A 26142-nucleotide genomic window follows, 5' to 3' on the forward strand; every position below is an offset into this window, starting at 1 on the left:
ACATTTGATGATAATCAATATTGTATCAGCGGTTAATTAATCGCTACTGTTCAAGCCAGTTCTTTTATAACTCTAGCTTGTGTAGACTTGTACCAGAGCCAGTGCCGAAAAGTAGCAACTAGAACATAGCCATTAGTTATCTTGATATGGCTTACCATAAAAGCTATCTAATAATATCTGCTTTAACTCACTAATAAGCGGGAAGCGCGGATTGGCGCCAGTACATTGATCATCAAAAGCGTGCTCGGCTAATTCATCCAATTTGGCTAAGAAATCGGCTTCATTAACACCAGCTTCCTTGATAGATGTCGGAATACCGACTGCGGTTTTTAACTGTTCTATTTTACTTATTAGCAATGCTACCTTGTCTTTATCAGTGGTGTTTGAGTCAATACCTTCAAGCTTTAGGGTTTCAGCTATCTTTGCATAACGACATAAGGCTTTTGGGCGGTCGTACTGACTAAAAGAAGCTTGCTTGGTCGGCATATCGGTGGCGTTAAAGCGAATAACATTACTGATTAACAATGCGTTTGCTAACCCATGGGCTAAATGAAACTCAGCACCGAGCTTATGGGCCATTGAGTGGCAAATGCCTAAAAAAGCATTAGCAAAGGCAATACCTGCGATAGTGGCGCCGTTATGGACTTTTTCTCTGGCTATGGGGGCTTTAGCGCCCAGTTCATAAGCTGCCGGTAAATGCTCACATAATAATTCCAGTGCTTGTAAGGCCTGACCGTCACTAAATTCATTTGCCATCACGCTAACATAAGCTTCTAATGCGTGAGTTACAGCGTCAATGCCACCAAAAGCGGTTAATGACTTTGGCATATCCATTACTAAATTGGGGTCGACAATTGCCATGTTAGGAGTGAGTTGATAATCAGCAATAGGGTATTTCATGCCGCTCACTTCATCGGTTACCACGGCAAACGGGGTCACTTCTGAGCCTGTGCCAGAGGTGGTCGGTATTGCCACCATTTGCGCTTTAACCCCTAATTTGGGGAACTTATAAATACGTTTGCGAATATCCATAAAACGCAAAGCTAAGTCAGCAAAATCAACGTCAGGATGTTCATACAATACCCAAATTATTTTAGCCGCATCCATAGGCGAACCACCACCTAATGCTATGATGACATCAGGTTGGAAACTTTGAGCAACTTTAGCGCCTTGTTTCACAATGGCTAAAGTAGGATCCGCTTCAACGTCATAGAATACTTCTGTTTCAAGCCCCTGAGCTTTTAAGATTTTAATGGTTTCATCGCAATAGCCGTTATTAAACAGAAACTTGTCAGTGACAATTAAGGCGCGTTTTTTAGTTGATAGCTCTTCTAATGCAATGGGTAAACTGCCTCGGCGGAAATAAATTGAAGAGGGTAGTTTGTGCCACAACATATTTTCAGCCCTTTTAGCGACAGTTTTCTTATTAATTAAATGGCTTGGGCCAACGTTTTCAGATATTGAGTTACCGCCCCATGAACCACAGCCCAAAGTCAGTGATGGCGCTAATTTAAAGTTATATAAATCGCCAATACCTCCTTGTGATGCTGGAGTGTTTATTAATATCCGCGCAGTTTTCATCCTAAAACCAAAGGCTTTAACTCTTTCTACTTGGCCATCTTGGTCAGTGTATAACCCTGAGGTATGACCAATGCCGCCTAATGTCACTAATGCTTCAGCTTTGTCCATGGCATCATTAAAATCAGTGGCGCGGTACATACCTAAAAGTGGTGATAACTTTTCATGGGCAAAGGCTTCAGCTTCATTGATATCCGTCACCTCACCAATTAATACCTTAGTCCAGCTTGGGACAGTAATTCCTGCCATGTTGGCAATGGTTGGGGCACTTTGACCAACGATGTCAGCATTTAACCCACCATTTTTAAGAATAACCTCTTGCATGGCAGCGGTCTCTGAATCGGATAACAGGTAACCGCCATGAGTTTCAAAGCGTTGTTTAACTTGCTCATAAATACTGTCTACCACGATGATGGCTTGCTCTGAGGCGCACACGACGCCGTAATCGAAGGTTTTTGACATAAGGATTGAGCTTACTGCGCGTTTTATATCAGCGGTTTCATCAATCACGATTGGGGTATTACCCGCACCAACCCCAATGGCAGGTTTACCCGATGAGTATGCAGCTTTAACCATACCGGGGCCGCCAGTTGCGAGGATAAGGTTGATGCTATCGTGTGTCATAAGTTGGTTAGACAGCGCCACTGAAGGTTCGTCAATCCAGCCGATAATGTCTTTGGGTGCACCAGCGGCAACGGCGGCATCTAAAACAATACGTGCTGCAGTCGTGGTGGATTGCTTGGCTCTTGGATGTGGCGAGAATATAATACCGTTACGGGTTTTAAGGCTAATCAGCGCTTTGAAAATGGCAGTTGAGGTAGGGTTAGTTGTGGGCACTATGCCGCAAATTATCCCTACAGGTTCGGCAATGGTGATGGTGCCAAAAGTGATGTCTTCAGCGATGATACCGCAGGTTTTATCATCTTTATATTTGTTGTATATATATTCAGATGCAAAGTGATTTTTAATGACTTTGTCTTCTAATAAACCCATGTTGGTTTCTGTTGCTGCCATTTTAGCAAGTTTAATACGAGAATCTGTGGCGGCAAGCGCTGCTGCTCTGAATATATTGTCGACTTGTTCTTGGCTGAAATTAGCATATTCTTTCTGCGCTTTAGCGACTCGCTCTACCAGTAGCTCAAGTTGTTCGGTGTTGTTGACAGTCATCATTACGTCCTCAAAAATTGTTAACTAAAGCGTTTTAGTTAACAACTCTTAGCAGCTGTTATAGCTGTGACCTTGGCAAATTGTTAGCGTCTACGTGATAAAATTACTCCTTTAGCGGTATATATGTCGTGATCCACAGCACAAATCACTACTAATGGTAATTTAATTACACAAAAAGGCTTAGTTAAGTGATTATTATCATGCCAGCAAAGCTGGCGGTTAATTCACTAAGAGTGTTTTACCTTTGAATTAATAGCATAAAAATTTAAGCTAACTGAGTGTGCTTTGGCTGGAAGTAAATTGAAGTTTTATTACAGTGTTAGTGACTTTAGATGCTTAACGCTCATCAAAGCCACTAACATAGGGGTCTCATCTTGATAGGTAAGTAAGGTTATCTTTCTAAGCTAATCTCAAAAATGCCAGAAGACTTGGGGCCAAATAATTGCTGATGCAACTTACCGGCAAATTCATCGGTCATTCCAGAAATATAATCTGCAATAATTCGCATTGGATTAAGGTTATTCTCCTTGGCATGTAACCAACGTTCTTGAGTGTTTAATGGCAGCAAACGTTGTGGATCAGACTCAAAGGCTTCAAATAATTCCATGACAATTTGTTGGCCTTTGTATTCGAGCATTTGCATTTCAGGTTTACGGATAACGTACTTATAGACAAATTGTTTTAAAGTATGCAATGCGATGGCAAAGTCAGGCTCTAGGCTGGCATTGTATTTTAATAAAGGTTCATCAAATTTGTCGTCTTGCTCGATATTAATGGCAGTGACAAAACCATTCACTAAGGTACCTATGGCATCTTTACGTAAGTGATGTTGATGGGAAAATAATTTATCTGCGATATGGGTAAATTCGTGAGTAAGCCATGGGTCATTACTTTGGCTTAATTTGTCAGCGACATCCTGCTGCCATTGCAAAGGCGTGACTATGCCCATGACAATAGCATCTTCTAAATCATGGACTGCATAAGCGATATCATCCGCCAGTTCCATGATGGAGCAATCAAAAGATTTATACTGGGTTCTGTGGTGAGGATAGTGTTGATTAGTGCTGTTTTTAATGGTGATAAAGCGGTTTCTATCATTTACACTCAAACCTGAAAGCACCCAATCGAAGATATCTTTGTCATCGTTAAAAAGGCCTTTTACCGATGGCCACTGTGAAGGTCTTAATTGTCTGTGGCTGGTTATTTCTGGGTGACCTAAATCGACATGTAACTGGCTATATAAAGCGGGATACTTTAACACTCCAAGTAAGGTTCGCCTGGTTAGATTCATGCCCCAGTATTCGGTGTAGGGTTCAAGTCTGGCTAAAATTCTAAAAGTTTGACCGTTGCCTTCAAATCCGCCGTGATGGCGCATCATATAGTTCAAGGCCACTTCACCGCCGTGACCAAATGGCGGATGACCAATATCATGGGCTAAGCATAGTGACTCTATTAAGCTCATTGAATCTAATAGTTGCTCAATGTCAGGGAATTTACGTTTAAGCTGGGCAGCGATGCCTGTGCCTATTTGTGATACTTCTAATGAATGGGTTAAACGAGTGCGAAAAAAATCGTTCATGCCAATGCCGTGTACCTGAGTTTTAGCTTGTAGGCGACGAAAGGCGGCTGAGTGCAGTATTCTTGCTCTGTCACGCTGAAACGGACTGCGGTGATCATTACGGCGTAATTTATCTTCACCTAGGCGGCGTTCATGCCATGGATTTATCTTAGTGCTGCCCTCAATATCAGCGTTCATTTGTTTGTCATTGATGGCAGCTAATTCATTTTCAGTGACATCACTACTGTGTATTTCATTGTCTGACATTGATCATCCTTTACTGTGTGAGCATCAGTTAGTTAATTCGCTTTCAGTCAATTTATCTAATGTGGAAGTGCAGCTATCGAGGAAAATTTCGATAAAACATTTTACTTCAGGTAAATCTTGTTCCATTTGCTTAAGCTTTTTATCCAAGTTAACTTTTACATGTTGAAACTCGTCATTGTTAAAGCGTAGCTCATTCATGGTTTTCACATAGGCTTGTAAAATATCTGCGGCTTTGACGATAGCTTTGTATTCTGGGTCGACTTGGGTTTGAACTAATAGTGGCTCCATTTCTTCACGCAGATCTTCAGGTAACGAGGCTAAGCATTCTTTTTCAGCCAGATCTTCAAGCTTTTTAAAGGCTTTGGTAAATTCAGGACTGTGATATTTGGTGTTGGAGTTGATATCTTGGAGCTTGGTTTCTGATACTTCATGGTAAAGGGCGATGGTAGCCGCTTTTTCTGGATTTAGCTTACCGCCAAAGCGTTTATTTTTAATGACCACCAATAAGTGCGCAATCACAGCGACTTGATGACAATGCTCTGATACGTTTTCTTTTTGAAAACAATGCATCAAAGCCCAACGTTCTAACAATGGCATACGGGTGATCCATGCCATAAAAGTGCTTGGTTTCATAATCTGCCTCGGTAATAGGATTAAGGCGAATAGCAGATCCGTGTCGCTAATGAATACGGATTACGGCTAAAAAGCTATCTGTCTACTGTAATCAACTACACTGCGCCATACAACTGTATTTTATATTAACAATTAACTAAAATTTACGTTAGCATAACAACGGATAAGCTTGATTATGAAAGAAAATGTTAAGTTAAATGAGATTAAATATGGATGATGCTCGCTGTTTGCAATTAGATAGATTAGTCACCAACGAAGAGCTTTATATACTCGACAATGTAAAATCACTTAATTTTGTTTGCGATGAATGCGCTGTGGCGCTTATACCTTGCTCTTACAAAAAAGCGGTTAACTTACGTAGACCTTATTTTAAAACCTCAAAAAACGTTGAACATGAGCAGCATTGTTACGCTAAAGCCAGCAGTAAAATTAAGCAGCAAGGCAAAACATCACGGCTGAGCAGTGATGAAGGCTTTCCGTTAGCCTATCCAAATCGGTTTACTTTAACCGCCGCAAAGTCCGTTAAAGCGGTGAGTACTACCGAGATTGCCGCTGATGATGTTAATCAATTAACAAGGTCGAAGGCCGCGAAAACTGTAAGCAGTAAGCGTAAAGCGAATTATCTGACCAGCTCTTTTCAAAGCATAGTCGATCAGTATTTTGACTTTCCTTACGATCGTGACAGGGCGCTTTCATTTGAAGGGGTTGAGGGAAACCAATATGGGCAGATTTTCACAAAAATCATTAACCCAGTAGGCAAGCAAAAGTTTCGTTTTCAAACTGACAATAATGATACCAAGGTGTTTTACAGCACCTTAGCATGGGATAAACCACAAGTTGAAGCTGACTATATTATGATTAAGTTATCCGCTGGCTGGTGGCAAAAAGTGGATAATAAGAATAAAAACCTCAGACCCTATGTTGTCAAAATTCAAACCAGTGCATGGCCTGAAGCGGTAAAGACAAATTTTGTAAAACGCTTAACTCAAATACGAGAACTGGTAAAAGGCACCGACAAAAAAGCCTTGGTAGCATTTGTTGGCAAGCAAGATCAGCAAGAGGATTTTTATCGCTTTTTTGCTGAAGAAGCCAAATTGATTAGTTTTAAAGTGGTTTAATTTTGCTCAGGGTGTTATTGCAGGATAAACTCTGTTTGGATCGGATTATGATCTGAGGCTGAGGTTTCGTTAGAGTCTGCATTTATTAAGGTTAAACCGCGATAAAATAAATGATCAAGTGGTAAGCCAAACACCCGTTTACGAAAATCTGCATTGTATTTAGCTTCTGTTAGGCTCAGGCCATGAGTGAGTTGCCTTACGATACTCATTCTACCTTCTCGCCAGGTATTTAAGTCTCCTGCTAAAATAACCGGCCCCTGATGTATGGCGACTTTTTTTAGCACTTTTTTCAGTTGTGATTCGTAACTATTTAGTCGCCAGTCAAAATTAACGCCGTGTAAATTGACCACCAGTAATTGCTGGCCATTAGATAATGGGTAGGTGGCCACAAGAGTCGATTTGGCGAATCGGATTAACGGTTCTGCAGTTTGATAGGCACAGGCTTCATTAGCTGGTTGAGATGAAATATTCATTACCCCCATAGGTACGTTAAGCAATTTAAATCCTTTAGCCATCACGACATGGTGCTGGGTATCAGCTAAGTACTTTGAGAAACGACTATTTAGTTTGGCTTCTTGCAGAAGTAACAAATCTGAGCCTTGAGTGATTTGCTGTAATTCAGTTTGCCAGTTTCTCTTTTGTTGTTTATAAATGTTCCAAACGGCAATACGTAAACGCCCTTGCTGATCAAGTGGGGTACTGACTTGTTGAGATAAACATTGAGACACAAACATGGCTGGGACTTCGCTCATCATAACCTCGGCTTTACCATTGAATTTCGTTACTATAAATAGATACAAACCGATACTGAGTATGAGCCCGAATACCACCACATATTTTAGTTTTTTAACGCTCAATGTTACCTCACAATAGATGTATGGCTGCTGAATAGTCTGCTTTGCTATAAGCTTGTGCGATTAAAGAGTACAATTAATTTTACTCTCAACTTTTCAATACACCTAGGAATACTGTAAAAACTATGGATCAATTGACCCAAATTATTGCCATTGTTGGTGTGGTGCTTTATTGGCTTATTTTAGGTGTGGTGGCAATTCGAATCGTTATCAAACGTCGAAGTATCGGCGTGTCATTTTCTTGGTTGTTGATTATTTACTTTTTGCCTTTTGTTGGGGTGTTTGCCTACTTATTATTTGGTGAATTGCATTTGGGTAAAACCCGCTCAAATCGTTCAAAAGCCATGTATAAACCCTATGCCGAGTGGTTTAAAGCATTATATGAGCATAATGCCCATAAACCCGAAAGCCAAAGTCATTATGCTATTCCTATTAGTCATTTGTGTGACACCCAATTAAGGATCCCATCTCTTACTGCCAATGAAATGGTGTTAAAACATACTACCGATGACATTTTAAACTCAATAATTAGCGATATAAATAAGGCTAAAAATTGTATTCATATGGAGTTTTATATTTGGCATCCCGGTGGTCTTGCAGATGAAGTGGCTAATGCATTGATTGCCGCTAGCCAGCGTAATGTCGCCATTAAATTACTATTGGATGCAGCAGGCAGTCGCCAGTTTTTCAAATCATCATGGCCAAAGTTAATGACAGATGCAGGAATTAAAGTGGTGCCGGCATTGATTGTTAGTCCACTGCGTATGCTGTTTAGGCGCATGGATCTGCGTTTGCATCGTAAAATTGTTGTCATAGACAATACCGTGGGCTATACCGGCTCAATGAACTTAGTTGATCCTAAATATTTTAAGCAGTCCAGCGAGGTGGGAGAGTGGATTGATATGATGGTGCGGATCACCGGACCTGTTGTACCAGTGATTAATACCGTAAGCAGCTGGGACTGGGAAGTTGAAACCAATGAGCGCTTTTTACCTGAGCAGCCGCCAGCGGCAGAGTCGACTCATACATCGTCATTAGTTCAAGTTATTCCATCGGGCCCAGGGATGCCGGAAGATGTTATTCATCAAGTATTATTACAAAGTTTATATCAAGCCCGTACACGCATTGTTATTACCACACCTTACTTTGTACCCAGTGAATACTTGTTAGTGGCCTTAGTCACCGCAGCGTTAAGGGGAGTTGATGTTAATATTATTATCCCAAGGCGCAACGATTCCACTATGGTCAAATGGGCCAGTAGTTCGTTTTTCACTGAACTGTTAAATGCTGGCATAAAAGTTCATCAGTTTAACGGTGGTTTGCTGCACACTAAGTCGGTGTTGATTGATGATGAACATTGTTTGATTGGTACGGTAAATATGGATATGCGTAGCTTGTGGCTAAATTTTGAACTCACTTTAGCGGTTGACGATGTTAAGTTTGCTTATAAATTACAGCAGTTACAGCAAAGCTATATTGATGATTCTGAGCAACTTACTTTAGCACAGTGGAATAAACGCCCTTGGTACAAAAGGGTGATTGAACAAGTTTTTTATTTGTTTAGCCCTTTACTATAGCTTTTCACTTTAGCCGTTCACTTTAGCTGGTTGCTATAGAGTTTCGCGTAATCGATAGCGCCTTGTCATGAGCATATAAAAACAGCTACGATAAAAACTATAGTGGCTGTGTTTGTTATGACTATTACTGATAAATACGGCAGTAATTTGATTACTGTGAGTAGTTCTCTAAAAAGTTGCCAAAATCTGTGAGCGCCTTAGTTAAGTCTTCTTTGTGGGGTAAAAATACCACTCGCAGATGATCTGGCTCTGGCCAGTTAAAGGCGGTACCTTGGACTAAAAGCATTTTTTCAGATTTTAATAAATCCAGTACCAGTCTTTCATCGTCTCTAAGATTAAATTTCTTTAAGTCCAGCTTAGGGAAGGCATATAAAGCTCCCTTAGGTTTTTTAACGCTAACACCGGGTATTGAATTAAGCACGTCATAACAGACGTCTCTTTGGGCGGTTAAACGGCCATTTGGCAGTATTAGCTCGTTAATACTTTGATAGCCACCTAAAGCAGTTTGTATCGCATGTTGATTAGGTACGTTTGAACACAAGCGCATTGAAGCCAACATGTCTAAACCTTCAATATAATTTTTGGCGGCTTTTAAATTGCCACTGAGAACCATCCAGCCAACGCGAAAACCTGCAGCGCGGTAAGCTTTAGATAAGCCATTAAACGTCACTGTCAAAATATCATCTGAAAGCGAAGCTGCATGTACATGCACAGCTTCATCATAAAGAATTTTATCGTAGATTTCGTCGGCGAATAAAATGATGTCATGTTGACGGCACAGTTCAACCACCTCTAACAATAACTCACGACTGTATACCGCACCTGTAGGGTTATTGGGGTTGATGATCACAATGCCGCGGGTACGCGGGGTGATTTTACTTTTAATATCGTCAATATCCGGAAACCAGTCTGACTCTTCATCGCAGCGATAATGCACCGCTTTACCGCCAGCAAGGTTGGCAGCAGCGGTCCATAGCGGATAATCAGGTGAGGGGATCAGTACTTCATCATCGGTATTAAGTAGACCTTGTAATGCCATACAGATAAGCTCAGATGCACCGTTACCGATATAGACATCTTCGATATCAATACCAAAGATCCCTTGAGCTTGATAATGCTGCACAATGGCTTTACGGGCTGAAAATAGCCCTTTTGATTCACAATAACCTTGAGCGCTTGGTAAGTTTAAAATGACGTCACGGACAATTTCTTCAGGGGCTTCAAATCCAAAAGGGGCAGGGTTGCCGATATTAAGTTTTAATATTCTATGACCTTCATCTTCTAGGCGGCGTGCCTCTTTATGAACAGGTCCTCGAATATCATAGCAAACACTATCGAGTTTATTGGATTTGATAATAGGGCGCATACTTGCCTCAAGTTACTAATACGACATAAGTATCCGAACAATAACGAATTAATGGCAGTGAGAAAAGGATTAATTGAATATTTTATTGAGTTTATTAGCGGATTGTACTGTGCGGCTTATATTATCGACACTCGGTTAGGTTAAATGACTAAATTGGTGAGCATGAGTAAGATGAAACACTGAATTGCTGGTGTTTTTGAGTGCAACTCTCTTATTAAAGATAAGCTAACTAAGTGCATAAAATAAATACAAAAAACAAAAAAGCCAGCAATTGCTGGCTTTTAGACTTTTAGGGTGGTTCCGTTAAGGGCCTCCCTAATGATAGCGATAATTAAACGCGTTTTTTGAACTCGTTAGTACGAGTATCAATTTCGATTTTATCACCGATTTTAACGAATTCAGCTACCGTAACAGTACCACCACCAGTAATGGTTGCTGGCTTCATTACTTTACCTGAAGTATCACCACGAGCAGCAGGTTCAGTGTAAGTTACTTCACGAACGATGCTAGTCGGTAATTCAACAGAAATCGCTTTACCTTCGTAGAAAGTGACTGAACATTCTTCTTCCATACCGTCAACGATATAAGCAGAAGCATCACCTAAGTTGTCAGCTTCAACGTCATATTGGTTGTACTCAGCATCCATAAATACATACATAGGATCTGCGTAGTAAGAATAAGTACATGCTAAACGTTCTAGGATGATATCTTCCATTTTGTCATCACCTTTAAAGGTGGTTTCAGTGGTAGAGTCTTGTAGAACGTTCTTTAATTTGATTTTAACGATTGCAGCGTTACGACCAGAGCGAGTTGTTTCAGTTTTCTGAACAACCCATGGGCTGCCATCTAACATGATCACGTTACCAGGACGGAGTTCATGAGCAGTTTTCATTACTTTATTCCTATATTTTAGGTATTAATTTTAATTGCGCAGTATCTTAGCTGGTTTTAATAAATTGAACCAGACGTGTAGCAAGATCTGCATCATTTTTAGCATCAACTGCCCAATCTGTAGCATGACGCTGCATAGGCAATTGCACTGAAATAAGTTGTTGCCAATAATCTGAGATATCGGCACGTTGCTGATTGAATGCAAAATTTACTTCCGAAAAGATATTTGCAAATCTATCATCAAGTTTGTGGGTATAGATATTAACAAAAGCCTGCAGTTTTACTAGGTGATAATCTTCATCTTGTGGGTAAATATGCCAAATAAACGGCCTAGCTGCCCACTGAGCGCGCAAAAAAGAGTCTTCTCCGCGAACAATGTTGATATCACAGCTCCAAAGCAGTCGGTCAAAGCCGCTTTGATCTGTCATAGGCAGAATGTGAATAACCAGATTTTCCAGCTGATATTGCTGACCTGGTTTAATGTTTTCTATGGTCACTGGCAATAAATCAATGATGCTGGTTAAGCTTTTGCCCACGGGAATTAACGCATGCATGGTTTGGCTTGATTGACGCCAAAGCTTGACCAAACTTGCTAGGGCTTGTGACTCATAACTAAATACTGATACGACGACATCTTCAGCGTTAATGCCTGATAAACCTAATTGGCGAAACAATGACAGTTTATTACTGCTATCAGCTTGCCAAGCATTACGTTGACTAAATAAGTCTTGCTCGCAAATCAATCCGCCACTTTTTGCAGTAAACCCAGGAAAATAAAAATACTTTTTAAGGCCACTTTGTTGCATTGAAGGTAAACCGTGACAGCCGTCGACCCAATCTTCAGCGCAAAGGTATTCAAGGTTTATCCATAGCGGTGGAGTATGTGATGAGGTTGAAGTGTGGTGTTTATTATGGTTGTGGAGTTCTTCAATACTGCTTTTAACTTGTGAAGGTAATTCACAAGCAAAAGCTTCAATCAATACGCTTCCAGCTTTGTACTCTATATCTAATGGGTTGTTCCATTGAAAAATATTAACACCGCAAAAGTATTGCTGGGCTATAGCTGGGTTTAATTGCGGCAAAATATGCGAAAAACTGTGTAAGTCATCGACCCATAAATTGATTTCAATACCGTATTCTGCGTGCAATTGTTTGGCTAAACGCCAGGTGACACCGATGTCGCCGTAGTTATCAACAACAGCGCAGAATATATCCCAATGTTGATTGCTTGATTTGTTCACTTTTTTCTCTCAACACAGCAGCTAGCTATTTGGCGCTAAATGTCAGCGCTAAAAAAAGCGGCTATGGCCGCTTTTTAAACTGTTTTTACTTAACAGTAAAAACAAAGTTAGAGACTCAATATTAGTCTTCTAATTCAGCTAAGCACATTTCTTCATAAATTTGCTTAACCCAAGCGTCAACACGCTCTTCAGTCAGTTCAGGTTGACGATCTTCATCAATACCTAAACCAATAAAGTGTTTGTCGTCAACTAAACCTTTTGATGCTTCAAAGTCGTAACCTTCTGTTGGCCAATGACCAATAATGATCCCGCCACGCTCAGATACGATATCACCAACCATGCCCATAGCGTCAAGGAAGTACTCAGCGTAATCTTCTTGATCGCCACAGCCAAAAATTGCGACTAACTTATCAGTGAAGTCAACTTGTTCTAGCTCTGGGAAAAAGTCATCCCAATCACATTGTGCTTCACCGTAATACCATGTTGGAATACCAAATAAGATCAAATCGAACTCAGCGATTTGCTCTTTGGTGCTTTTGGCGATGTCTTTGACATCGACCATTTTTTTACCCAACTTCTTCTGGATCATTTTGGCTACAGCCTCGGTATTACCAGTGTCACTACCGAAAAAAAGACCTACAGTTGCCATTGTCTATCCTTTAAATATCATGTTCGCTTTGCGAATTTAAAAAAACGGTTCAGTTGTCGATTTGTTGTTGCAAGATTAATTCGATTAACTGGCTACGGCTGATGTTACTGGCCAATGCTTGTTCGTTCAAGGCGTCATATAAAACTTGTGACACCTTTAACTCTATTCGTTTTAATCCGTTAGCGCGATCACGTTGTATTTGATTGCGCTTATTGACCTTTAACTGTTGTTCCCGACTTAAGGGGTTGCTTCTAGGACGTCCACGACGCTTCTCTGAAGCAAACAGGTCAATGGTGGTTCTATCTGTTGTTTCTTTTGCCATCGTTCTGTTTAACCGATCCCTGAACCTTCCCAGGTGATCTGAATAATACCTTTTGCTACAAACCCGGCACAGCCAAGGAATAATACTAACCATACGATGTAACGTCCAAATTTGGGCACTTGGCCTTGCTTAAGGACATCGTGAATAGCCATACCAATAAAGAAAAATATTAAAGCAAAAAACAAGTTTAGACCTAATGTCTCAATTTGATCCATATACTGATTCAACATGTTTTTTCCTTTAGTAATGCTTTAAGGCTAAAAGAGGGCGGGAATATATCACATAGATATACTATGAGCCATATTTGTTGGCTTCTATTAATGAAAATTTACAAGTTAATTATTGGCTATTGCTATCGATAAACTCAGCAACTAATCGATTAAATATTTCAGGTTTTTGGGCATGTAACCAATGACCTGTACCATTGATGGTTTTGGCACTGACACGAGGGAACTGCGTCATGATGGCATTGGTGTGCTCTGCAAGCACGTATTGAGAGTCACCACCACGGATAAAGAAACAGGCCTTATCGTATTGTTTGTCGGTGATATCCCAAGCAATGATTTGCGGATAATTCTCGATTAAACCGTCAAGATTCATTTTCCACTCAAAGCCATTGTCGGTTCGCTGCAGGTTTTTAAGCAAAAACTGCGCGGTACCTAAATCAATATCAGCGCTGATTAAATGCTCTAATGCTGATTTTCTGTTGGTGGATTGATCTAGAGTTAAGGATGTTAACCCTGCAAATACGGTTTGATGACGTGGTTCATAAGCCACAGGGGCGATATCTGCTACGACTAAACTAGTGACTTTTTCGGGATGTAATAACGCTAAAGCCATGGCGACTTTACCGCCCATCGAATGGCCAACAAAATGTGCTTCGGTTAAATTCAAGCTGTATAGCAACTCTACGCAAGCTTCGGCAAGGAGTGGGTAGTCCAAATATTGCCAATGTTCACTTAAACCATGGTTAGGTAAGTCGACACGAATAACCTGATGGTTTGCTTCCAGTGCATTTGCGAGGTTTTTCAGGTTGTCCAAATTACCAAATAAGCCATGAATTAAAACCACTGCAGGGCCAGTACCTGATGAAACGTAATGCATTGAAATGTCCATTTTGATTGTCAACGAAGGCGTGATTTTGCCTGTAAAAGGGGATGATGATCAAGAACTGAAATGAATTAGTCAGTTGTTATATGTTCATTAAAGCATCCATCAGTGCCATTGATGATGTGAAATTGACTAATTTTGAGATGTTTAGCTGTTTTTACTCTTTACCATCGGCGTGAGATGGGTAGACTGTCATTATATAAAGATCGATCTAAATCGATCGGTAATGCCACTGGTCATTATTTAATGTCGTAAGTGGCTTGACGTTTTTGACTATAGATTAAGACCAAAGGAAGCATTAATGAGTAAATATATTGAGATAGACGAAGAACTCTATCGTTATATTGCAAGTAAAACAGAACGCATTGGTGAAAGTGCATCTGATATTTTACGCCGTTTGTTGGATCTTTCTATTGAATCAGTTGAACCTGTAGAGCCTTTAGCGATAAGCCAACCTAGCTTAGAAACCGCCCATGCTACAAGCGTTGCTAAAGTAAAGGCTGAGGTTATCACACCAGAAGTCGTTGAACCTGCCGTAATTGAAGAAGTAAACACTGAGGTCGATTTCAACACTGTTGTACATGAACATATGTTATCTCAGCAAAAAGGCGCAGTAGGGCGCTTTATGTTTTTGTTAGAGTCACTTTCTGCAATGACGCCAGCCACTTTTGATCAAATATTAAAAATCCAAGGCCGGGGCCGTTTATATTTTGCTCGTTCAAAAGCGGAATTATTAAAAGCCAGTCAGTCTGCTAATCCGAAGGAAATTGGTACTAGCGGTTATTGGGTTACCACTAATAACAACACCGCCAAAAAGCGCACTATTTTATCAGAAGTGTTATTGCAACTCGGCTGTAATGAAGAGCTGGCAAAATCAATTTCAGACAAAATCTAAGGCAATTTTAAATTTCTAAAATAGGGAGTATACCGTGGCAATTCATGACAGAGCAGGCACTGTAGCAATACAAAAGGATTTGATTAATTTACCCAAATTGATGAGCCACTATTACCGAATCGTCCCTAATGTTGAAGATGTGCAGCAAAAAGTGACCTTTGGTACATCAGGTCATCGCGGCAGTTCACTTAAGGCCAGTTTTAACCAAAATCATATTTGGGCTATTACTCAGGCAGTGGTTGATTATCGCCAACAAGCGGGTATCAGCGGGCCTATGATTGTAGGTTTTGACACCCACGCCCTATCGTATGCAGCTTATATGTCGGTGCTTGAAGTACTCACAGCGAATCAAGTCGCTGTAAGAGTGCAAAAAGATGAGGGTTTTACCCCAACACCGGTCGTCTCACAAACTATTGTGAGTGCCAATGTTAATGGCGGCGATCTCACTGACGGCCTTATTATTACACCATCGCATAATCCGCCTCAAGATGGTGGTATTAAATATAATCCGCCCCATGGTGGACCTGCCGAAGGCGAGATCACTAAACAAATTGAAACCGCTGCCAATGAATATTTAGCTAATCAATTAAATGGCGTTAAAAAAGTCAATTACGGTACTGCTGTAGAGTCAGGCTGGATTAATGAAGTTGATTTTATCGCACCTTATGTTAATGCATTAAGCAAGGTTATTGATCTCGAAGCGATAGCAAAAGCTAAAATTAAAATTGGTGTCGATCCATTGGGGGGCTCTGGTATTTACTATTGGTCTCACATTGCTGAGCAATATGGTTTAGACATTACCTTAGTTAACGACAAAGTCGACCCAAGTTTTGGTTTTATGCCGTTAGATAAAGATGGAAAAATCCGCATGGATTGTTCATCACCTTATGCCATGGCGGGATTACTGGCACATAGCGAAAACTTTGATGTCTGTGTTGGTAATGATCCAGATTACGATCGTCACGGTATTGTTTGCCCAGGTTTTGGATTAATGAACCCAAATCATTACCTTGCTGTCGCTATAGATTACTTGCTGACTTACCGCAAAGATTGGGCGGCAGACTTTGCCATTGGTAAAACCTTAGTATCAAGTGCAATTATCGACAGAATTTGTCAATCACATCAACGACATTGTTTAGAAGTACCAGTGGGCTTTAAATGGTTTGTTGACGGTCTTGCTAACAGCAGTATTGCGTTTGGCGGTGAAGAAAGTGCCGGCGCTGCCTTTTTAAATAAAGATGGTTCTACTTGGTGTACCGATAAAGATGGTTTTATTCTGGCTTTGTTAGCTGCTGAAATTTTAGCGGTAACAGGTAAAACGCCTGCCCAGCGTTATGTCGAGCTAACCGAACAGTTTGGTAAGAGTTACTATACCCGTATCGATAGTCCTATAAGCCTGAAGAAAAAAGCCAAGTTTGAGACCTTATCGTCAGATAGCTTTACCGATACAGTCCTTGCAGGTGAAACCATTACGGCTATTTTATCTCATGCGCCAGGTAACAATGCGGCAATTGGCGGCATTAAAGTCACCACCGAAAATGGCTGGTTTGCCGCGCGTCCATCTGGCACTGAAGCATTATTTAAAATTTACGCTGAAAGCTTTGTCAGTGAGGCGCATTTAGCTGAAATTATCAGTCAGGCACAAGTCATGATTGATAGTGCGTTAAAAGCCTAAAGTTTAAACCAAAGGGTTAATAGCCTTAGATGATAAATGCCTGACTTAGCAATAAGTCAGGCATTTTTTTAGGGATTGTATTGCTACGGGTTTAGCTAATGATAGGTACATCATAGGGTGTGTTGTTTGGCAGTATGTGATTTATCTCTTCAGTTGTTAATTGCCAATGTTGCTGCATCACAGTCGATATCCAGCTAAAACTATTACTGGTAGGTTGTAAGTCTCGATTTTGAAATAACTGCTCAGGTTTAAGTCCCGGCCATTGCCCTAAGACTTTACCGCCTTTTACTGCGCCACCTGCGATAAACATAGCACTACCAGTGCCATGATCCGTACCATAGGTGCCATTTTCTTTTACAGTGCGGCCAAACTCGGTAGCAACAATTATCACAGTATTTTGCCATTGATTAACTAAAGCGCTTTTAAGTGCTTCTAGGCCTTTATCTAATTGGCTCAATTGACGGTTAAGGCGACTATGTTGGTTGCTATGGGTATCCCAGCCGCCCATTTCTAACATGGCGCAATCTATTTCATCACTTTGGGTTAAAAAATTACCACAGGCTTTAGCTAAGGCGACAAATTTACGACTCTTATTGCCACCACCTCGCATGGCCATTTCTTTCAATGAGATCCCATCCATTAGGTTTTGAGATAATTTTTTGTCTTGTTGATAAAGCACGGCTAACTGCTGATAAATATCTTCATCAGCGGGCTCTCCTTTAGTGGGATACCAAGTATTGACACTATCACTCCCGCGTAAACTGATAGGGATAGCGTTTGAAATGGCAATAGCGCTATTGTTTTTATGATCTAGTGAAGCACTTATGGCTCGTCCTAACCAGCCAGACTCAAGCTCTTTAAGTTCTCCACCGCTTTCTAAAAAGTCTTGTCCAGCAAAATGTGACCGCTCAGGGTAACCAGACGATACTGCCACAATAGGTAACAGTTGCTTGTCGAGATACCACTGATGCATATTGGTTAATACTGGATTTAAACTAAATTGTGGGTTTAACACGAGTTTTGAATTGGCGACATTATCGGCTAGCGTGGGTCTTAATTGAGAAAAGTTAGGCTCCTTTAGTGGCACTATGGTATGCAATGGGTCAAGTGCGCCGCGAAGTATGACCCAGACGATATTCTTTTTAGTTTTAGCTGAGGACGCGGATGTTGCATTCGCCACAGAGCTAGGCGCTAGGCCGCTGCTTAACATCACTAAACTGGCACTGATCCCTTTAATAAATTCACGACGTTGCATGCTATCTCCTTAAGAACTCAGGGCTAAGTAATAATAACGCTAAAGCTTGTTCACGACTTTCTGCACGGGTAATGGTATTAAATGATAATTCAGATAATGAGTTGCCATATACGGTATTAATTGCCTGAGCGGTATCAGAATCTCGTTGGGAGGTAGCAAATTGTGTGGTCCAGTTGATTTTGGTCATTAATGCATTAGCACTGTTCCAGTCTGGTTCTAGATCGCCAAATCCCTCAGGGGAGCCCGCTTTAAAAGGCTGTTGACCCATTTCACCTAACTGCTTAAGTAATTTTTGCATGTTAGTGACAGGCTTATTAACTGCGCGGTAACTAGAGATGACATGTTCAACGGGGGTTTTAAACTTCAGCTGTTCAGGCTGCCATGACTCGTCTGCATTAATTAAGGTCAGCATAACTTGTTTGATGTTGCCATTGGTGCTGTTCCATGTTTCAACAAGCTTGGTTTGCAGTGTTTCAGAAGGATTATCACTTATAAAATATTTAACTATTTTATAGCACAGGTGGGTTGCAGTTTGTGACTGTTTGGCAATATCAGCCAGCATAGCTTGACCCTGTTTAACGCCAGAGGCATTGTCTTGTGCGGCAGGATATTGTTTACCAAGTAGGGTTCTAGGTCCTGGCTCATGGCCATTGACTCGATAGATAAAACCTGTGGCATTATCTTTTCTGGGGTTGGCAATGCTCCACCCGCTAATTCCGTTTGCTAGCTCAATGACATCAGCTTGAGTGTAACCACCATTAACCCCAAGGGTGTGTAGTTCGAGGATTTCTCGAGCTAGATTTTCATTTAACCCTTTGCCTCGCTTGCCAAGAGGGGAATTTGCACCGAACGACTTTTCATTATTGAGATAACGTATCATGGCAGGATGACTGGTCACTGCCAGTAGCATGTCTGCAAATGATCCTAATAAATTTGGCGCTATGGCTTCACGCTCTAATGTGGCGGCAAGTGCTGTCATCACTCGTCCACTGACTGTGACACTAAAATGATTTGAAAAAAAATGTAATAAACGCCAGCTTAATGAGTTTGGAGAATTGATTGCGCTATTAAATGCACTGGCTGTTAGCTGGTAATAGGCTTGTTTGTGTGGCGGCAGTGGCTTTGGCCCGTTAAATTTCTTTTTATTGTTGGCTTTATTTGCATTAGATTGACCTTGCATGGACATCATATTTTCAGTTTGACGGTTTTTTTTTGCTAGCTGCTCTTGTCTTAAAAATTCGCTTACTTGACGGATTATTTCGTCAGAGTTGAATTCAGTTGCTTCAAACTCTGGGATCACCAATTGTTTAACTAAGTAGGCTTTTGGATCGTTAGTCGCTAGGGATAGTTCGTTTGGCCTCGCGCCAAGTCCAAATCGGTTAGTGGCAATTATCGCAGCTGCTGACATAGTACATCCTTGGATCAGTTAACTTGTGGTCTTGGTGAAATATTACCTTAAGCTAAACAAAGCCGATTTATAAGCGTGAACTAGATTTTTTAGATGGTTTTATGAACAAATTAGCCTTAAGAATGACATAAACTACACAAAATAGAGGGTAATATCATTTTTGGCTTGATAGACGCTTGCACTGCTGAGGATTTATTTTAACCACGACTGTTTCAAGATAGAAGGTGAGGCAGCTTAGCATTATTGCCAGACAAATTAGTTATGTTTGCGGGGCTGGCTGATAAATACAAAAAAACTACCCATTGAGCGCAGTGGGGAGCTCTGGCTCAAAGGGATAGCATTAAAAGTAAGCCGGCTGTATCTGGCTAACTAATATTGACTAAGCGACTTTTGTTAAAATAAGTGCTGTTTTAAATAAGTGCTGTCTAAGCAAGTTATCGCGTTTTGTTGTAAATAACTAAGGCGACAATGGCTACTAATGCAATAGCAGGTGCGAGTTCATACAGATGATGAAATAGACTGACTGCGCCATGACCTTCGTGGGCAAACGCAAGAGTAGGGGATGCAGCCATTAGCATTGCGGTTAGTTTCGTTTTCATTGTTAGTTCCTCAATAATTCTTTTTAATTGGTTAATGAAAGTTATTACAAATTGAGCTTTAATCGGTATTCATTTCAAGTTGCATTAACATCATCTGCTCGCCATCTATTACCTGAGTATTGGTACTTAAACATCTTGGGCAAACAATATTACGTTCGGTTAATTCTGATTGCGTGTCACATTGGCGGCAGTGAATGATTAGCGCCTGTATATTCATATCCAGCATGGCGTTGTGGCAAATCCCTTCAAGTTTGAAAGTTTCAAACGCCGTGGCCAATAAACGTGGCTCGACGCCACTTAACACCCCAACTTTAATCTGTACTCTGATGATTTCATTAGCTTGATTTTGGGCCGCTAATTGCTCAATTTGCTCCAATAATGACATCACAATTGAATACTCGTGCATTAGCAAATCCTTGGTAATAGCTCACCTTGGGGAACATCTAAATAGCGGCTACTGCCCCATGGTGTGGTTAATACTACTTTGCCAAGGTGTTGATTAGTCACATTGCCGATAATGCAGGCTTGATCGCAGTGGCAATATTGTTTCATGATAGTTAAAGCCTGCTCAGCTCTCTCCTGTGGCAGGGCCATAATAAAGGTGCCTTCATTTGCTAAATCAAAGGATTCAAAACCATAAAGTTCACACAGGCCTTGGACTTGTGGCGATATTGGAATTAATTTTTCATCGACTTCAATGCCAACAGCAGATGCATTGGCCCATTCATTTAATACCGCAGACAGGCCGCCGCGAGTGGCATCTCTCATGGCATGGATTTCGATATTCGCTGCAATGAGTTGCTCGACTATGGGCCAGAGTGTGGCGCAATCACTGGTGAGTTCAGACTCTAAACATAAGCTATCACGTGCCATTAAAATGGCTGCTCCGTGCCTTCCAATGTCGCGGGATACGATAATAGCGTCACCTTGTTGCAGGTTTTTAACTGAAATACCGGGTTTTAAAATTCGGCCCACACCTGAGGTATTGATAAATATGCCGTCAGCGCAACCTTTAGGCACTACTTTAGTATCACCACAGACAATACGTGCACCAGATTTATGTAATTCAGCGGCCATGCTTTGCACTATGGTATTCAGATCTTTAATGGCAAAGCCTTCTTCAATTATAAAGCTGCAGCTTAAATATTCTGGCTGCGCTGCCATCATGGCTAGATCGTTGACTGTGCCAGCAACGGCCAGTTTGCCGATATCACCACCAGCAAAAAATAAAGGCTCAACGGTAAAAGAGTCGGTAGTAAATGCACAATGGCCAGTTAAATTTAAATCCGCAGCATCTTCTTGAGACTCCAAAATTGGATTTGAAAAAGCTTTAAAGAACATATCAGTAATTAAACTGTTCATTTCTTTACCACCGCCGCCATGGCTTAACTGCACGTGTTGATATTTATTCGCTGGCATTCGTTACTCCTGTATAACGATAATATGCATTGCAGGCACCTTCTGAGCTGACCATACAACTGCCCAATGGATTGTCTGGAGAGCAGCCTCTGCCAAAGACTTTGCAATCTTGTGGATTGGCGAGACCGCGCAAAATATCACCGCATTGACAGGCTTTGTGGTCATCAATTTCTACAGTGGGTAGCTGTTGTTTGAATATAATTTCGGCGTCGCGATGGGCGTACTGGGGTTTTAAGGTCAATGCTGATTTTGCAATCGGCCCTAAACCACGCCACCTAAATGATGCTCTTAGGGTTAAGTATTGGTCGATTAATGCCTGCGCTGCTTGATTACCCTCGTAACTGACCGCGCGGCTGTATTGATTATCAAGCTTGGCAATATTTTGCTGTTTTTGTTTTACAATTCTAAGAATCGATTCCATCACATCCACAGGTTCAAATCCCGCTACTACCACTGGTGTGTTGTAGTTATCTACAGCCGCTTGGTAAATTTTAGCGCCGCTAATCACGCTCACATGGGCAGGTCCTATAAAGGCATTTACTTTAGCTTGTGGGTTGGTCATCACGGCATCAATCGCTGGTGGCACTAATACGTGGTTGATATGAAATAACAGATTATTTATTTGCTGTTTTTCAGCTTGGTCAATTAACACGGCAGTCATTGGGGTTGATGTTTCAAAGCCGATGGCAAAAAAGATAATGGTTTTATCGGGATTGTCTTTTGCGATACTAAGCGCATCCATAGGGTCGTATAAAGGCCGAATATCACAACCTTTAGCACGAAATTGAGCAAGGCTACCTTTTGAACCAGGCACTCGGATCATATCGCCTAGGGTCAATAATATAACGTCATCAAGCTGTGCTAATGCAGCAGCATGGTCGATGCGCTCTTTTGGCATAATACACACAGGGCAGCCGGGTCCATGAATAAAATTGATGTTAGCTGGCAGCAATTGCTTTAAACCATATTTCATTATGGTGTGGGTATGACCGCCGCATACTTCCATTATGTTAATATCAGTATCTATCTGACTAGCATGTGAGTTTATCTCTTCTGCTAACGCTTTGATGGTGTCAGGATTGCGAAACTGTTGATATAGATCAGTGAGGATCATAAATCATTTCCTTCATCATTAAGTTTATCAACAATCTCTTTATAGAGTTCCAAACTTAATTTGGCATCTTCTGTATCGATTTTATTCATCACAAATCCGATATGGATCAGCACAAATTCGCCCACCTTTAATGGCTCTGTCATTAGGTGACTACTGACCCGGCGTTTAACCCCTAAGGTATCGACGGTGACACTAGTATCATCGTGAACAGCGGTAATTTGAGAAGGCACTGATAAGCACATATTATTGCGCTCCAATTGCGCTGTTTATCCAATCAGCCACTTGGTTAAGAGATTGTGGGTCTTTGACTGAAATGGGTAATAAGGTCACATCAGGATTGAGTTTTTTAAGTTGCTGCTCGCATTCGGTTAAGGAAAAGTCAAAATACTCGGCTAAATCCATTTTGGTTATGAGTACCAAATCTGCACGGCGAAACATCACCGGGTACTTTTCAATTTTATCGTCACCTTCAGGCACAGATAACAGCACGATATTTTTGTGGGTGCCGACATCGTAACTAGCGGGGCAAACAAGATTGCCAACGTTTTCTACGAAGCAGACATCAATAGGTTTAAGGTCAATATGGTGCAGCGCTTGATGCACCATAAAGGCATCTAAGTGACAGGCTGAGCCGGTTTGAATTTGATAAGCACTAATGCCTTTAGCGATTAAGCGGTCAGCATCACGAGAGGTTTCTAAGTCGCCTTCAATGACCGCGAATTTAGCCATTAAATGAGTGGGTAAATATTCCAGTAAAGTGGTTTTACCGCTACCTGGGCTACTCATTAAGTTAAAAGCCATGACGTTATTGGCTTCAAAATGCGCACGGTTATGCTGGGCTTCATGATCATTCTTATCTAATATTTTATGAATAACAGATAAGGTCTTAGTATCATTAAGCTGCGGGTTAGAGTGTAGGCTATGTTGATGATCTGTAATTGAACATCCGCAATCTTGGCACATATCAATATTCCTTATTCGAAACGCCTCTTGCTATATCTCAGTATCAATGGCGGTTAAAAATTATTCTTTGATTAACATCAGCAATTAATCGTTATTTAAATATTAATTGGCTATTTGTGTTGTTTGTTGTTGTAAATAGGCAAACCATAATTGCCCTAAAGAGATGCCGGCATCGTTTATAGGGATAAGTTTACTGGGTAGTATTTGCCGCTGCTTTAACGCTTGCTGACATTGTGTTAGTAGTAATTTATTTTGAAACACACCGCCGCTAAACACTAAAGCATATTCAGGGTACTGATTAGCAACATCAGCGACAGCTCGGCTTAAACTCGCAGTGAATGCAAAACATAATTGTTCGGTCGATGGCGGCTGTTTAGCCGTGATAAGCCCGATAACTTGTTTGATTAATCCGCTGCTATCCCAAACTTTAACTGCTGAAGCAGCTGCTGTTGGCTCTGGAGACAATGCCAGCAATTGCTGCTCAGTGTTGGCAGTATTTGTTGTATTAGATGCTATTGATTGCTTGAGCCAGTTATTAGCACAAGTTTCAATTAACATGCCTGCTTGGGCTTCAAACTGATTCGTTTCAATAAGATTAAGCGCAACAGCAATGGCATCAAACAGCCGTCCTATTGAGCGTGATTCAATGCAAGCACTATTGTTAAGCCACATACGATGTAAATTATCTAAGGTATGAGCAGGCATTGTTTGAATTGCCTCGATGGGCAGTTTTTTTATTTGAGCAAGGCTGAAGTGCTCGAATAACAAGGCTAATAAAATCCTTACGGGATGTTTAATCGCTTGCTCGCCACCAATTAACTTAAATGACTTCAAGTGTGCGACACTGCGATAATTAATGCCATCAAGCAACATGCACTCACTGCCCCAAAGGCTGTCATCATCACCTAAGCCTGTGCCATCAAAACTAAATCCTAATACTGGTTTTTGGTAGTTATTGATCGCCAGCACACTAAGGATATGCGCATGGTGATGTTGAACCTGTGAAATCGGGACATTGTGTTGATTATTAGCCCATTGGCTAGATGAATAATCAGGGTGCTTATCACTTATTATTTTCTTAGGGTTAAAACGATACAGTCGCTTAAATGTGTTTAAGGTGTGTTCAAATAACTGGTTAGTTTCGAGGTTATACAAGTCACCAATATGCGGGCTAATAAAGGCATGTTGTTTAAAAGCAAAGCATTGAGTATTTTTTTGCTGCGCCCCGACCCCAAGAATTGGATATTTAATGGCGCTGGGTAAGGCAATACTTAATGGCGCATAGCCTCTTGCTAATCGAATAACCTGAATTTGCTCGTTAATTACTTGAACAACGCTATCATCACAAGGGTTTACAATGGCTCTGTTGTGGTCAACGAGGCCATCAATCACATGGCCTAGTTGCGACATAATCTCGTTGGCGTCGGTAATAATGGGTAAGCCTGAAAGATTTGCGCTGGTGGCAACAATAGGTTTGTTAAAGGCATTAAGCAACAGATGATGCATGGGAGTGTAGGGCAGAAACAGTCCTAATTTATCTATGTCGGGTGCAATTAACTTGCTGATAAAATTATCAATATTGGCGTGTTTAGCCATTAAGGTGATAGGTTTTTCAGCACTACTTAAGAGTTGCCACTCTGTTTTTGTGCCAGTAACGAGTTGTTTGGCTTGCTCGATATTCGCTGCCATAACGGCAAAGGGCTTTGCTGGGCGCTTTTTACGTGATCTTAGCTTTTTAATGGCCTCATCATTAGTGGCATCACAAATAATATGAAAGCCCCCTAGACCTTTAACTGCTAAAATTTTGCCATTATTTAACGCGCTGATGATGGCTGAAAACACTTGCTGTTGATCAGTAATAACCTCATTTATCTGCCCATGGGTAAGCATGTCAAAACGTAACTTGGGGCCGCATTTAGGGCAGCTCACTGGCTGAGCATGGTAGCGTCGATTTAAGGGATCTTCATAGGCTTTTCGGCAGTCATCACACATAGCAAAATTAGCCATTGAGGTAAGATGGCGATCATAGGGAAGTTGCTTAACAATGCTGTATCTTGGCCCGCAATTGGTGCAATTTGTAAAAGGGTATTGGTAATGACAATTATTTGGATCTGCGATGTCAGCTAAGCAATCTGTGCAGCTACTTTTATCGGCTGAAATTGACACTATGGCTTGTTGATTAGACTGACTTTGGCTGATTGTAAAGTCGGCTAGTCTTGTATCGATTCGTTCTTCTACCACATTCAGTTTATCGATTCTGGCTAATGGCGGTGGATTAACTCTTAACTGATGGATCACATGATTGATATCAGTATTTAATCCTTGTAGATGAATGCATACACCTTGCTCATTATTTAGCACACTGCCGAGCAAATTAGACTGAGTGGCTAATTGATAAACGTAAGGGCGAAAACCAACCCCTTGGACTATGCCGTTTATATTGAGTTTTACCTGTTGAAGATAGGCTTGATGCAGTCCCATAG

At 41.0% G+C, this 26142-nt stretch carries 24 protein-coding genes; 4 read left to right on the forward strand and 20 right to left on the reverse strand.

Annotated features, from left to right (window positions below):
- Positions 1-132: 132 nt before the first annotated feature.
- The 3 genes from adhE to yfbR all read right to left on the reverse strand — a co-directional run bounded on the left by adhE (position 133) and on the right by yfbR (position 5203).
- The gene (gene adhE / locus Q4557_RS12050) at positions 133-2745 is read right to left on the reverse strand and encodes a bifunctional acetaldehyde-CoA/alcohol dehydrogenase (RefSeq protein ID WP_102435513.1); all 2613 of its coding nucleotides are present in this window, start codon (positions 2743-2745) and stop codon (positions 133-135) included.
- A 391-nt stretch (positions 2746-3136) separates the two neighbouring features.
- Entirely contained in the window at positions 3137-4501 is a 1365-nt protein-coding gene (locus Q4557_RS12055) for an anti-phage deoxyguanosine triphosphatase (protein WP_303413058.1), read from the reverse strand.
- Between the two features lie 93 nt (positions 4502-4594).
- Complete coding sequence (gene yfbR / locus Q4557_RS12060; protein WP_303412970.1) at positions 4595-5203, reverse strand: 5'-deoxynucleotidase; 609 nt, start codon at positions 5201-5203, stop codon at positions 4595-4597.
- A 209-nt stretch (positions 5204-5412) separates the two neighbouring features.
- Here yfbR and Q4557_RS12065 point away from each other — a divergent pair, with 209 nt between their 5' ends.
- On the forward strand, positions 5413-6321 hold the full coding sequence (locus tag Q4557_RS12065) for a hypothetical protein (protein WP_102435510.1): 909 nt from the start codon (positions 5413-5415) through the stop codon (positions 6319-6321).
- 14 nt (positions 6322-6335) lie between these two features.
- Here the strand turns inward: Q4557_RS12065 and Q4557_RS12070 are convergent, their stop codons facing one another.
- Positions 6336-7154: an endonuclease/exonuclease/phosphatase family protein gene (locus Q4557_RS12070; protein ID WP_303413060.1), complete on the reverse strand. Its 819-nt coding sequence runs from the start codon at positions 7152-7154 to the stop codon at positions 6336-6338.
- A gap of 146 nt (positions 7155-7300) precedes the next feature.
- On the opposite strand from Q4557_RS12070, the gene cls reads away from it, so the two are divergent.
- A complete protein-coding gene (gene cls, locus Q4557_RS12075) occupies positions 7301-8752 on the forward strand; it encodes a cardiolipin synthase (RefSeq protein ID WP_102476747.1) in 1452 nt (483 codons plus the stop codon).
- A gap of 151 nt (positions 8753-8903) precedes the next feature.
- Here the strand turns inward: cls and Q4557_RS12080 are convergent, their stop codons facing one another.
- From Q4557_RS12080 to Q4557_RS12110, 7 genes are all read right to left on the reverse strand, one after another.
- Entirely contained in the window at positions 8904-10118 is a 1215-nt protein-coding gene (locus Q4557_RS12080) for a pyridoxal phosphate-dependent aminotransferase (protein WP_102476748.1), read from the reverse strand.
- Between the two features lie 331 nt (positions 10119-10449).
- Entirely contained in the window at positions 10450-11010 is a 561-nt protein-coding gene (gene efp / locus Q4557_RS12085) for an elongation factor P (RefSeq protein WP_076540967.1), read from the reverse strand.
- 46 nt (positions 11011-11056) lie between these two features.
- Positions 11057-12250, reverse strand: coding sequence for an elongation factor P maturation arginine rhamnosyltransferase EarP (gene earP / locus Q4557_RS12090; protein ID WP_102435502.1), 1194 nt, complete (start codon positions 12248-12250; stop codon positions 11057-11059).
- A gap of 121 nt (positions 12251-12371) precedes the next feature.
- Positions 12372-12899 carry a flavodoxin FldA gene (fldA, locus tag Q4557_RS12095; RefSeq protein ID WP_076540963.1) on the reverse strand — a complete coding sequence of 176 codons (528 nt, stop codon included), beginning with the start codon at positions 12897-12899 and terminating at the stop codon, positions 12372-12374.
- A 49-nt stretch (positions 12900-12948) separates the two neighbouring features.
- On the reverse strand, positions 12949-13221 hold the full coding sequence (gene ybfE, locus Q4557_RS12100) for a LexA regulated protein (RefSeq protein ID WP_076540961.1): 273 nt from the start codon (positions 13219-13221) through the stop codon (positions 12949-12951).
- Positions 13222-13229: 8 nt separating this feature from the next.
- Positions 13230-13451: a DUF2788 domain-containing protein gene (locus tag Q4557_RS12105; RefSeq protein ID WP_076540959.1), complete on the reverse strand. Its 222-nt coding sequence runs from the start codon at positions 13449-13451 to the stop codon at positions 13230-13232.
- Positions 13452-13560: 109 nt separating this feature from the next.
- The gene (locus tag Q4557_RS12110; RefSeq protein ID WP_303412977.1) at positions 13561-14325 is read right to left on the reverse strand and encodes an alpha/beta fold hydrolase; all 765 of its coding nucleotides are present in this window, start codon (positions 14323-14325) and stop codon (positions 13561-13563) included.
- 307 nt (positions 14326-14632) lie between these two features.
- On the opposite strand from Q4557_RS12110, the gene seqA reads away from it, so the two are divergent.
- Together seqA and pgm are read left to right on the forward strand one after the other, a co-directional pair.
- Positions 14633-15226 carry a replication initiation negative regulator SeqA gene (gene seqA / locus Q4557_RS12115; RefSeq protein ID WP_303412979.1) on the forward strand — a complete coding sequence of 198 codons (594 nt, stop codon included), beginning with the start codon at positions 14633-14635 and terminating at the stop codon, positions 15224-15226.
- A 34-nt stretch (positions 15227-15260) separates the two neighbouring features.
- Complete coding sequence (gene pgm / locus Q4557_RS12120; RefSeq protein ID WP_303412981.1) at positions 15261-16901, forward strand: phosphoglucomutase (alpha-D-glucose-1,6-bisphosphate-dependent); 1641 nt, start codon at positions 15261-15263, stop codon at positions 16899-16901.
- A 91-nt stretch (positions 16902-16992) separates the two neighbouring features.
- Here the strand turns inward: pgm and Q4557_RS12125 are convergent, their stop codons facing one another.
- The 9 genes from Q4557_RS12125 to hypF all read right to left on the reverse strand — a co-directional run bounded on the left by Q4557_RS12125 (position 16993) and on the right by hypF (position 26140).
- Positions 16993-18156 carry a DUF1501 domain-containing protein gene (locus Q4557_RS12125; RefSeq protein ID WP_303412983.1) on the reverse strand — a complete coding sequence of 388 codons (1164 nt, stop codon included), beginning with the start codon at positions 18154-18156 and terminating at the stop codon, positions 16993-16995.
- Between the two features lies 1 nt (position 18157).
- Positions 18158-19564 (reverse strand): DUF1800 family protein, encoded by a 1407-nt coding sequence (locus tag Q4557_RS12130; RefSeq protein WP_303412985.1) that lies wholly within the window; start codon positions 19562-19564, stop codon positions 18158-18160.
- A gap of 434 nt (positions 19565-19998) precedes the next feature.
- Positions 19999-20163 carry a hypothetical protein gene (locus Q4557_RS12135; protein ID WP_198589276.1) on the reverse strand — a complete coding sequence of 55 codons (165 nt, stop codon included), beginning with the start codon at positions 20161-20163 and terminating at the stop codon, positions 19999-20001.
- 58 nt (positions 20164-20221) lie between these two features.
- Positions 20222-20569, reverse strand: coding sequence for a hydrogenase maturation nickel metallochaperone HypA (locus Q4557_RS12140; protein ID WP_102435491.1), 348 nt, complete (start codon positions 20567-20569; stop codon positions 20222-20224).
- Entirely contained in the window at positions 20569-21582 is a 1014-nt protein-coding gene (gene hypE / locus Q4557_RS12145) for a hydrogenase expression/formation protein HypE (protein WP_303412990.1), read from the reverse strand. Before hypE ends, Q4557_RS12140 begins: the two co-directional genes overlap by 1 nt.
- Positions 21569-22696 carry a hydrogenase formation protein HypD gene (gene hypD, locus Q4557_RS12150; protein WP_303412992.1) on the reverse strand — a complete coding sequence of 376 codons (1128 nt, stop codon included), beginning with the start codon at positions 22694-22696 and terminating at the stop codon, positions 21569-21571. Before hypD ends, hypE begins: the two co-directional genes overlap by 14 nt.
- Positions 22693-22938, reverse strand: a complete 246-nt coding sequence (locus Q4557_RS12155) for a HypC/HybG/HupF family hydrogenase formation chaperone (protein WP_102435486.1) — start codon at positions 22936-22938, stop codon at positions 22693-22695. The genes hypD and Q4557_RS12155 overlap by 4 nt, the downstream gene beginning before the upstream one ends.
- 1 nt (position 22939) lies before the next feature.
- On the reverse strand, positions 22940-23659 hold the full coding sequence (gene hypB / locus Q4557_RS12160; RefSeq protein WP_102476756.1) for a hydrogenase nickel incorporation protein HypB: 720 nt from the start codon (positions 23657-23659) through the stop codon (positions 22940-22942).
- A gap of 102 nt (positions 23660-23761) precedes the next feature.
- Positions 23762-26140 carry a carbamoyltransferase HypF gene (gene hypF, locus Q4557_RS12165; RefSeq protein ID WP_303412995.1) on the reverse strand — a complete coding sequence of 793 codons (2379 nt, stop codon included), beginning with the start codon at positions 26138-26140 and terminating at the stop codon, positions 23762-23764.
- Positions 26141-26142 lie beyond the last annotated feature (2 nt).

The sequence above is a fragment of the Shewanella sp. 5_MG-2023 genome, assembly GCF_030547465.1.
Classification (GTDB): Bacteria; Pseudomonadota; Gammaproteobacteria; order Enterobacterales; family Shewanellaceae; genus Shewanella.